Origin of the sequence: Actinokineospora xionganensis, assembly GCF_014323725.1 — a bacterium.
Lineage (GTDB): Bacteria > Actinomycetota > Actinomycetes > Mycobacteriales > Pseudonocardiaceae > Actinokineospora > Actinokineospora xionganensis.
This window is the reverse complement of record NZ_JABVED010000040.1, coordinates 1-11,680: the sequence shown is the minus strand read 5'-3', so window position 1 is coordinate 11,680 and position 11,680 is coordinate 1. Positions and strand designations below refer to the sequence as shown.

At 67.0% G+C, this 11,680-nt stretch carries 3 protein-coding genes and 1 pseudogene; all 4 read left to right on the top strand.

Features of this window, described 5'->3' with window-relative positions:
* The first annotated feature begins 13 nt into the window (after positions 1 to 13).
* A complete protein-coding gene (locus GPZ80_RS31585) occupies positions 14 to 3,661 on the top strand; it encodes a LamG domain-containing protein (protein WP_187224770.1) in 3,648 nt (1,215 codons plus the stop codon).
* An 88-nt stretch (positions 3,662 to 3,749) separates the two neighbouring features.
* Positions 3,750 to 10,433 (top strand): RHS repeat-associated core domain-containing protein, encoded by a 6,684-nt coding sequence (locus GPZ80_RS33925; protein WP_187224769.1) that lies wholly within the window; start codon positions 3,750 to 3,752, stop codon positions 10,431 to 10,433.
* 11 nt (positions 10,434 to 10,444) lie between these two features.
* Complete coding sequence (locus GPZ80_RS31575; RefSeq protein WP_187224768.1) at positions 10,445 to 10,966, top strand: DUF6386 family protein; 522 nt, start codon at positions 10,445 to 10,447, stop codon at positions 10,964 to 10,966.
* A gap of 404 nt (positions 10,967 to 11,370) precedes the next feature.
* Positions 11,371 to 11,680 (top strand): annotated as a pseudogene (locus GPZ80_RS31570) (transposase); the annotation flags it as partial.

The following is an 11,680-nucleotide window of genomic DNA, read 5'->3' as shown; positions in this document are numbered from 1 at the left end:
CATCAGCGCCTCCATGCACGTGGAGACGATCCACTCGTACCACTGCTCTGGGGCGACCCCGACGCACCTTTACCTGGCTGGCTGGGTGGACGGCAACACGACGTGGAACCACCAGCCAGGGGCGAGCGGGGGCTCGCTGTCGTCGGGGAACGCGACGAAGCACTGGAAGTGGTGCCCGGGCAATCCCGGCGGGATGGACCTGTCGGCGAAGTCGGCGATCGAGACCGCCGCGAGGAACAAGTGGGGTGAGACCACGTTCCTGCTGGCGGGCGAGCGTGAGGGCGACAACACCTCGTGGCGCCGGTTCGACCTGAACCCGTACCTCGTGGTCATGTACAACTCCTACCCGGCCAAGCCGGGCGACCTCAGCATCGACGGGTCGGGTGGGCAGGCGTGGGAGGCGAAGGCCTGCGGGTCCTACGTGGGTGTCCGGCAGCCGAGGCTGCGGGCACGGCTGGCCGACCCGGACGGCGATGTGCTCAACGCGCTTTTCCACATCGGGGGCAAGGCGGTCGGTGTGGCGAACGTGCCGTCCGGTTCGTTTGGCGAGGTCACCCTGCCCTCGGACGCGCTGACCGCTGACGGGCAGTACAACTGGCACGTCACGGTGGGCGACAACGATCTGCTCGGCCCGCAGTCCGACACGTGCTCGCTGATCCTCGACACCACCGTCCCTGGCCAGCCAGTGGTCACGTCAGCGGAATACCCGCAGGGCACGAGCGCGGGCGCCGTCGGTGTGAGCGGCAAGTTCACCCTTTCCGCGCCCGCGGGCACCAGCGACATCGCGCACTACCTGTATTCGTTCACCAGCCAGGGCGACGACCCCGCGACCAAGGCGACCCCGCCCGCGCTCAACGGCCAGGCGGTTGTGTCGTGGTCGCCGTCGGCGTCGGGGCCGTACATCTTGTCGGTGCGCTCGGTTGACCGCGCGGGCAACAAATCGGCGATCCGGCGGTACCAGATCGACGTGGCCGACTACCGCGTCGGGATTTCCGGCAAGGTCGCCCGCTGGTCGTTCGAGGACAGCCCGGCTGACGTGTCGGGGGCCAAGGACCTCACCTACGTTGGCCCGCCCCCGCCCGGCGGTTACTTCGTCGACGGCCACAGCGGCCGGTCGGTGCTGCTCGAGTCGGCCAGGTCCGAGACCTACCAGGCCAAGGACTCGCTGCTGCGCACCGACGCCAGCTTCACCGTCTCGGCCTGGGTCAGCCTCGCGGCGACCGATCAGGACGCCACCGTGGCATCGCAGGACGGCGATCGCGTTTCGGCGTTCCGCCTGCGGTACAGCAGCGCCGACAACCGGTGGGCGTTCACCACGTCCACCTCGGACACCGACACCACGCAGACGGCGCACCAGGTGCTGTCGGAGGGCCCGCCTGTCCTGAACACGTGGGCTCACCTCACGGCGGTCTACGACAAGCCGGGCGCGTCCATGAAGCTCTACGTCGACGGCGTTCTCTCCGGCTCTACGACAGTCACCTCGCACCTCTGGCATTCCACTGGCTTGTTCCTCCTCGGTGCGGGCAAAGCCGTGGGCAAGCGTGCCGACTTCCTCACCGGGTCGATGGACAGCGCGCGGCTGCACCAGCGCGCGCTGACCGCCACCGAAGTGACGGGTCTGCACTCGGGCGGCGCCAATGGCCAGCCCCTCGCGGAGTACCTGTTCGAGGACTCGCTGCGCAACACCGGCGCGAACCCGGACCTGGCATCCGCGGCGGCCATCGCCTACGAGTCCGGTTACGCGGACAAGGCGCTGCGGGTCGGTCCTTCCCTGCCCACCAAGGAGTTGGTGGGCCCGAGGACCATCACCACCGTTGACAGCTTCTCTGTCGGCGCGTGGGTGAACCTGGCCGACAAGGGGGGCTACTACGCGATCGCCAGCCAGGACGGTGACCGCAACAGCGGCTTCCTGATGCGGTATTCGCCGGATGTCGACCGGTTCATCGTCGGCATGCCCAGCGCCGACGTCGACGGCAACGCCTTCCAGTGGGCCATCGGCACGAGCGTCCCGCAGGCGGGGGTGTGGACCCACGTCGCCGCCGTCTACGACACCGGCAACGGCAAGCTGTTCCTGTATGTCAACGGAGTCCTGGAAGGACAACGCGACATCACCACCGTGTTCAACGCCGCGGGCTCGTTCGTGGTGGGCGCCGCGAAGCAGAACGGCGTGCGCGGCTACCGCTTCAACGGCCTGATCGACGAGGTCAACGTCTATGACGGACCGCTGAACGCGGCCGAGGCCGCCACCTTGCACAACACGCCGGTGGAGCGCGCCCGGTACCGGCTCGACGGGTCCCCCGTGGACTCCGTCGGTGGCGGGACCGCGAGCCTGTACGGCGACCACATCTCGTGGGACCCCCAGAACGGCACCACATCCGCTCACTTCAGCTACGGCTGGCACGAACACGGTGGCCGGACGGTGACCGCACAACCCAGTGGGGAATGGCACTTCGAGGACGGACTTGACGACACCTCCGGCACCGGCCGGACGCTGACCGCCCGCCAAGGCACCGCGGCAGGCACTGCTTCGTACGCGGCGGGCATGTGGGGCAGGAGCGTGGCGCTCAACGGCTCCGACACCTACCTACGGCACGACACCCCGGTGCTCGACACCGCGGCGAACTACTCGGTCTCGGCGTACGTGAAGCTCGACCGCGCCGACGGCTCGTTCACCGTGGCGTCACAGGACGGTGCCCGGTCGATGTCTTTCGCGCTGCGGTACAACCAGACCCAGAACCGCTGGTCGTTCGCCGCGACCAGCGGTGACACTGACAATCCCGCCGAGACGGCCGCCCTGTCGAAGAACCCGCCGATCCTGGGGCAGTGGGCCCACCTGCTCGGTGTCCACGACGCCGCGGCCGACAAGCTGCGGCTCTACGTCAACGGCGTGCTCGAAGCCGAGACCGCCTACACCGCGGGGTGGAGCTCGACCGGCCCGTTCGTGGTCGGCGCCGCCAAGTGGAACGGCAACCGGGTCGACTTCTTCCCCGGCCAGATCGACGAACTGCGCGTGTACGACGCGGTGCTCACCGGGGTCGACGCGCACAGTCTGTGGAACCTCGCCAGCACGATCGGTGTGCCGCGGCCGAACCTGCTGCGCACCGACAAGTCGTTCACGGTGTCCGCCTGGGCGAAACCCGATGTCTACGACAGCACGCCCCGCACCGTGCTCAGCGCGGACGGGACGTACTCGCCCTTCGTGCTCACCTACCGGCCGGAGTACCGGCGCTTCGCGCTGATCGTGTTCGCCAACGGCACCAACGGCGCCAACGGTGTCGAAGGGCGCTGGATCCTCAGCGACAAGACGGCACAGGACGACGTCAACGCCGACGGCTGGGTCCACCTCGCCGCGGTCTACGACGCCCCCGCGCGCAAGATGCGGTTCCTCGTCAACGGTGTCGAGCAGGCGTCATACCCGAACGACGGGACGACGGTGAGCAAGTACGTCGAGGGCACGACTGCCCCGTCCTGGTACGCGGGGGCCGCGACCACGCTGCCGGACACCGGCCGCGGCCTGCTGATCGGGCGCGTCGGGTACGAGGGCCGCTCCACCGATTTCTGGAAGGGCAGCGTCCGGGAGGTGCGGGTGTTCACCGGCGTCGTCCCGGACAGCTGTGAAGGCGGCGCGCCCGCCTGCTTGAGTCAGATGGCCAACTGGTAGGCCGCATCACTGGTTGTCCTTCCCGGCGTCGCCGGGAAGGGTTCGACTTCACTGAGGGGATTGGATGCGAGTACGTCGACTATCCAGAGTGACCACCGTGGTCGCCGCGCTGGCCGTTGCGGCCACCGCGGTGACCGCGGTGAGTCCCCCGGCTGTGGCCGCTGACGAGGGGCCTGCCGTTCAGCAGGAGCGGTCGGTCAACGGTGGGCCGGTGGCGATCGAGCCGCTGCCGCCGATGGACTTCTCCACCCAGCAGGCCGCGGCGGCGTCGTGGCCCGCGGAGGGTGAGGCGCAGACCGAGGTTGTCGTGCAGTCCGCTGGGCGCGCGGACACCGGGCTCAAGCAGGTCGGTCAACTGCCGGTCCATGTTGGACTGACGGACAAGCGCAAGCCGCGCACCGCCAAGGTCAACGTCAAGACGTTCGACCAGGCAGTGACGCGCAAGGCGGGCGTGGCAGGCGTGCTGATGCGCGTCACCGACGCCGGTGGCGCCAAGGACGACAAGGTCACCGTCCGGCTGGACTACGCGAAGTTCGCGGGCGGCTACGGCGGCGACTTCGGGTCGCGGCTGCGGCTGGCGGCCTTCCCGGAGTGCGTGCTCAGCACACCGGAGAAGGCCGAATGCCAGCGGTCGACGCCGCTGGACACCGCCAACGACACCAAGTCCCAGCAGCTCACCGCCGATGTCACGCTCGCAGGCAGCACTGCGGTCGTGGCGGCGACGTCGGGAACGTCCGGGTCCAACGGCTCGTACGGGGCGACGAACCTCGCCCCCTCCGGATCGTGGTCCGCGGGCACGTCCAGTGGCGACTTCACCTACAGCATCCCGTTGACCGTGCCGATGGCACCCGGCGGCGCCGCGCCGCAGCTCGGATTGAGCTACGCGTCGAGCAATGTGGACGGTCGCACCTCGGTGACCAACAACCAGGCCTCCTGGGTCGGTGACGGCTGGGACCTCTCCGCGGGCGGGTTCATCGAGCGCACCTACCGGGCCTGTGCCGAGGACGACGGCGGCAACCAGGGCACCACCAAGACCGGTGACATGTGCTGGAAGGAGGAGCACTACACGGTCTCCCTCGGTGGCATGTCCGGCAAGCTGATCAAGGACAGTGTCACGGGCAAGCTCCGCCCGGAGAAGGACGACGGCTCCCGGATCGAGAAGATCGGCGGCTCGCCCAACGGGTACGACGCTTCGGAGCAGTGGAAGGTCACGTCCCCTGATGGCACCCAGTACTTCCTGGGCCTGAACAAGCTGCCGGGCTGGGCCGCGGGCAAGCCGGAGACCAACTCCACGTTCACGATGCCGGTGTTCGGCAACCACGCGGGTGAGCCGTGCCACCAGGCGGCCTCGTACGCCAACTCGTCGTGCACCCAGCCCTACCGCTGGAACGTCGACCTGATGGTCGACCCGCGCGGCAACGCGATGTCGTTCTACTACGCGCACGAGATCAACCACTACAAGCGTGGCGGCGTCAACGGCACCAACACCGCTTACGTGGCCGCGGGTCGGCTCGACCGGATCGAGTACGGCCTGCGTTCGGACAACCTGTACGCGGGCGCGCCCGCGAAGGTCGTGTTCGAGACCGCGGAGCGGTGCCTGCCCAGCGGCACGATCACGTGTGACCCGAGCCAGCTCAACGCCGACACCGCGTCGCACTGGCCGGACGTGCCGTTCGACCGCATCTGCAACGCGGGCGAGGACTGCACCGGGCGCTTCTCCCCGGCGTTCTTCTCGCGCAAGCGCCTGACCAAGGTCGTCACCTACTCGGGCACCGAGGCGGTCGACTCGTGGACGATGCGCCAGCAGTTTCCGGCGGTGGAGACCAGCAAGCCGGGTCCGCTGTGGCTGTCGGGTGTCACCCGCAGTGGCCACGTTGGCGGGACGGCGTCGCTGCCGGAGGTCCAGTTCTCCGGTCTGCTGCTGGACAACCGGGTGGACGCGATCGACGGCTACCCGCCGCTGTCGCGGTACCGGCTCAACCGGATCGTCGGTGAGGCGGGCGCACTGACGCAGGTCACCTACGCACCGCACGATTGCGACCGGGCCACGCGCATGCCCGCCAACCCGGAGAGCAACACCTACCGCTGCTACCCGGTGTGGTGGACTCCGCCCACCGAGTCCGAGGCGATCCTCGACTGGTTCCACAAGTACGTCGTCGAGCATGTCACCGAGGACTCGCGCACCGGCGGCCCCTCGCAGCAGCAGACGCACTACGAGTACCTCGGCGGCGGCGGCTGGCACTACGACGACAACGACGAGGCAGAGGCCAACGAGCGGACCTGGTCCGAATGGCGCGGCTTCGGCAAGGTCAAGGTCATCAGGGGCGCCGCGGGCACGCCGCAGACGGTCAGCGAGGCGCTGTACCTGCGCGGCATGGACGGCGACACGCTGCCCAACGGCGGCACCCGCGACGTGTGGGTGACCGACGGGGCAGGCGGGAAGGTCGAGGACGAGCGCAGGCTGCGCGGCTTCACCCGTGAGACGCTGCTCCACAGCGGCGGCGCGGTCGTCGCGGCGTCGGTGAGCGAACCCCACCTCATCGAAACGGCCAACGACGGCAAGGACCCCGCGTTCATCCTGCGCACCAAGTCGACCACGACTCGGACCCGCCAGGAGGACGGGAACTGGCGCTACACGAAGACGAACACCACGTTCACGCCGATCGGTCTGCCGGAGCGGGTCGAGGACGAGGGCGACACCAAGGTCAGCGGTGACGAGTCCTGCGCGGTGACCACGTACGTGCAGAATGAGGCACTGTGGCTGCTGACCTACGCCTCGACGATCCGCAAGATCGCCAAGCCGTGTGCGGCTTTCCCTGGCGTGGACGCCGATGTCCTGTCGGACGTGCGTACCTCGTACGACGGCCAGGCCTTCGGTGCGGCTCCGACGCGCGGTGAGCCCTCGGCGTCGCAGCGCTGGATGGGCGGCGGCAACTACCAGACGGTGAACAGCGCCAAGTACGACGCCTACGGCCGGGTGGTCGAGTCGACGGATGTCGACGGCGTGAAGTCCACCACCACCTACACCCCGGCGACGGGGAACCCGACGACGGTGAGCACCACCAACCGTGCGGGCTGGGTCACCACCACGACGGTCGACCCGAAGCGCGGTCACCCGGTGACCGAGGTCGGGATCAACGGCGAGCGGGCGGAGCTGGAGTACGACGCGCTGGGCAGGCTCACCAAGGTGTGGCTGCCGGGCCAGGCGAAGGACACGCTCCCGAACACCACGTACGCCTACGACTACCGCACGGACGGCCCGTCGGTGGTGACGACCCATTCGCTGAAGGAGAACGGCAAGTACGCGGTCTCCTACGACCTGCTCGACGGCCTGCTGCGCCAGCGGCAGTCGCAGACCTCGGGTCTCAACGGCGGTCGGGTCCTGACCGACACGTTCTACGACTCGCGCGGGAATCCGTTCCGGGTCAATGGCGCGTACTACAACCTTGACCCTCCGACGCCGGTGCTCCATGGTGCGTACGACAACGAGGTGCCGAACCAGACGGTCACCGAGTACGACGACCTGGGCCGTCCACTTGAGACGATCCTGAAGAAGCTCGACATCGAGCAGTGGCGGTCGAAGTTCCGCTACGGCGGTGACAACACCTACACGACGCCGCCCCAGGGTGACACGGCCACGGCGGTGCTCAAGGACGCGCACGGCCGGATCGTGGAGCGCAGGCAGTACCACGCGCGCAGCGCGACCGGTGTGTACGGCGCGGACGCGACGTATGACGCGACGAAGTACGCGTACACCACCAAGGGCCACTTGGCCAAGGTCTCCGACCCGGAGGGCAACGAGTGGACCTACGAGTACGACCACTTGGGCCGCAGGGCGGCGGGCAACGACCCCGACCACGGTCGCACGACGTATGCCTATGACGACCAGGACCAGCTGACGTCCACAACGGACGCCAACGGGGACAAGCTGTCGTACACCTACGACGCGCTCGGCCGCAAGACGGCGATGTTCGACAAGACGGGCGCCAAGCTGTCGGAGTGGGTGTTCGACACGCTCCGCAAGGGCATGCCGACCTCGTCCACCAGGTTCCAGAACGGCAACGCCTACACGCAGAAGGTCAACCACTACGACAGCGTCGGCAGGGCGACGTCGATGTCGGTGGTGATCCCGGCGGCCGAGGGTCCGCTGGCGGGCACGTACACCTTCGGCACCAGCTACAGCGCCTACAACAGCCTGGTGCTCAGGGAAACCGTCCCGGCGGTCGGCGGGCTGCAGGCCGAGAACATCGTCCACACGTACAACGACATGGATCAGCCCCTGTCGACCTACGGGTCGAGCGACTACGCCTCGGAGCACATGTACTCGCCGTACGGCGAGACGCTCCGGGTCACGCTGGGTGCCTCCCCGAACAAGGTGTGGCTGAACAGCTCGTACACCGAAGGCACCCGGCGGCTGGACAACATCCAGGTCAAGCGGAACACCACCACGCAGCCGCAGGTGACCAACCGGTCGTTCGGCTACGACCCGGCCGGGAACATCACCAAGATCGGTGACACGCCGACGGACGGCACCGCGGACACGCAGTGCTTCCAGTACGACTACCAGCGGCGGATGACCTCGGCGTGGACCCCGTCCTCGGGTGACTGCGCCGCGGCGAAGTCGGTGGCGGCGCTGGGCGGTGCGGCGCCGTACTGGCAGGACTTCACGTTCGACAAGATCGGCAATCGCAAGTCGATGGTGTCGCGCTCCTCGGCGGGCACCACCACCGAGAACTACACCAACCCGGCCTCCGGTGTCGGCGCGGTCCGCCCGCACACGTTGACCAAGGTCAACAGGTCCACGCCGAACAGCACCCAGCTCGACGAGTACGGCTACGACGCGGCGGGCAACACGATCAGCCGCAACCTCAACGGCAGCCTCCAGAAGCTCGACTGGAACGCCGAGGGCCGCGTGTCGAAGGTGACCGAGGCCAGTGGGCAGTCCTCGACCTACCTGTATGACGCCTCGGGTGCGCGGCTGATCAAGAAGGAGCCGGGACGCAACACGCTGTTCCTGCCGGGCCACGAGCTCATCCAGAACACCGGCAGCAACCCGAGCATCGAGGGCAGGCGCTACTACACCCACGGCGGCTCGACGGTCGCCGTCCGCGGCACGGTCTCCGGCCTGCAGTGGATGCTCGGCGACCACCACGGCACCGACGACACGGCGATCACCGCATCGAACCTGTACGTGACCCGCCGCCACTCGGACCCGTTCGGCAACTCCCGCGGCCTGGCGCCCCGGTACTGGCCGACGAACGAGGGTTTCGTGGGCGGCACCAAGGACACCAGCGGCCTGACGTCCGTCGGCGCCCGTGAATACGACCCGAGAACGGGCCGGTTCATCAGCGTCGACCCGATCATGGACCTGGCTGAACCGCAACAGATCCACGGTTATGCCTACGCGCACAATGCACCGGCGACCTTCTGGGACCCCAGCGGGTTGGCGGAGTGCGCGGACGTCAACTGCAACCACACGGTCAGCGATTACGACCCGTGGACCGAGCAGGACCAGGCCGACCTGCAATCGGATCCGAGCTACAGCAAGGAATACCAGGACAACGTCGCCAAACTCGACAAGGAGTCAAAGGCGCAGGCGTGCGCGGGCCTGCGCATGTCCGAGTCCGAGTGCGCCCAGATGATGCAGGACGCCCAGTCGAAGAAGGGCTTCTGGGATGTCATGAAGGCGGAGTTGCCCGACCTATTGGGTGACCTCACCGGCTTCAACGACCTGCGGGACTGCTTCACCAAGTTCGACCTGCTCGCCTGCGCCAGCCTCATCCCGGCGGCGAAGCTCCTCAAGCTGATCGGGGCGGCGAACAAGGTCTTCAAGGCAGTCAAGATGGCTTTGAAGTGGGAGCACCGCGTCAGCGCCGCCATCGAGAAGCTCGGCAAATGGCGTGCCGCGTACTCCGCCCTCATGCGCAAGGGCATGGACAAGCTGAAGAGCTTGTTGAAGAAGTGCCAGAAGCACAGCTTCCCGCCGGGAACGCTGGTGTTGATGGCCGACGGGTCAAGGAAACCGATCGAGGAGGTCGATGTAGGCGACGAAGTTGTCGCGACCGATCCCGAGACCGGTGAATCCTCCGGCCGCAAGGTGACGGCCACTTGGACCCACAACGACGAACCGGAACGCACGGAACTCACCGTCGACGTCGACGGCCCGGCCGGCACCGCCACGACGACCATCAGCGCCACAGATTGGCACCCATTCTGGGTCGCCGACCTGAGCGACTGGGTCCCAGTCGCGGACGTGGCAGTGGGATCGTGGCTGCGCACGTCCTCCGGCACCTGGGTCCAGGTCACGGCCAAGCGCCACTTCGCCGGCACTGGGGTGGTCCACGACCTGACGGTCGACGGCATCCACTCCTACCACGTGGGTGCCGCCGCTGTTTCCCTTCTGGTCCACAACTGCGACGGGCCGACGCTTGAGCTGAAGTACAAGGCAAGCTGGACAGATGCGCAGCGGGCCGCGGCGGACGCCAAGGTCGCCGCACTCAATGGCACCACGATGGTCGTGACCAAGGTCAAACGGGATCCCAAATCGGCGGCTGATCGCTTCAAGGCCGCGGGCAACGAGATTCCGGACGGAGCTGACGTCGACCACAAGCAGGATCTCCAACTCGGCGGTGCCGACGAAGTGTCGAACATGTGGCCTTTGGACCTCTCGGTAAACCGGAGTCTTGGTCCGCAAATCGCGCAGCAGATCAAAAAGAAGAAGTTGAAGCTAGGCGACGTCGTGTGCAGTATCAGCATTAGCGACCGATGCTAGGATGATGAGCCATGGATGACGTGGACGATCCCGGACGTGTGGTCTACACGTCAGCTGGCCTGTGCGCAGTCTGGCAGCCAGAAGCATTCGCGCACGTAGTTGATCTCGACACGTGGGAGGATCACGTCGCTGAGGACGAGGCGTTGATTCGCCAGATCGCGGCGGGGGCTTTCGTTCCGATCAACATCGGCGGTGATGGCGCATTCCAAGTGGTGATTCGCCAGACGCCGTTGACGGAGCGGGAGCGAAGGTATCTGTTGGTGAGTTCCGAGCCGTACCTTCTCATTTCCAAGGGCAGTGTGAATCTAGGCGGACTTGAGAACGTCGGCGAGTATGTCGGCGACGGTGAGGAGTTGGAACTGCCCGCTGGTCGGTATTCGGTCTACGTACATCTGATCGACTGGAAGTTGGAACCGGGATCGTTTGCCGACGGTGAGCCGACGGCTAGCGCCCTGCCTGACTTTGTGGTCGAAGTGGCGCCTGAAACTGATGCTGACCAGGTCTATCGCGGTCAGGTCAGGACGTTCAACTAGGTTCGGATCGATGCTTGAGGAGGGCCTCGTCGGCTGCCAAGTCGACGAGGCCCTCTTTTAGCGCGGATCGCTGTCAGGGAGAGCTGATGGAATCCCGAATCCGGGAATGGACGCAGGCGTTCAGGACTGACGCGGGAATGTTTTGCCTCAGGCAGCCTGAGGGGTTCGCTGACGTCACCAGCCGGGAGGACTGGGAGGCTCAGGTCGCCGACGACGCGGCGATCTCGTCGAGCATCGAGCGCGGAATCTACCTATTGGTGTCGAAGGGTTTGGTGGTATTGAGCGGGCTGGAGGCCGTCGGTGGCGACGTCAATCCGGATCGGCTAAGTATTCCCGCCGACCCAGGCACCTACGCGGTCACGGTTCGGCTCATCGATTGGATGGCCGAACCTGGAGCGGAACGCGCGATCATCCGGCTCTGGCGCAACGCCTGGACCGAGTTCGTCCCGTTCCTCGACTACGACGTCGAGATCAGGAAGATGATCTGCTCCACCAACGCGATCGAGTCGCTCAACGCCCGCTACCGCCGCGCGATCCGTGCTCGCGGGCACTTCCCGACCGAGCAAGCGGCGATGAAGTGTCTGTATCTTGTGACCCGCAGCCTGGACCCCACCGGAACAGGCCGCACCCGATGGACGATGCGCTGGAAACCAGTACTCAACGCCTTCGCCATCACATTCAGTGAGCCCTTTTCATCCTGGGCTGGATGCGTTG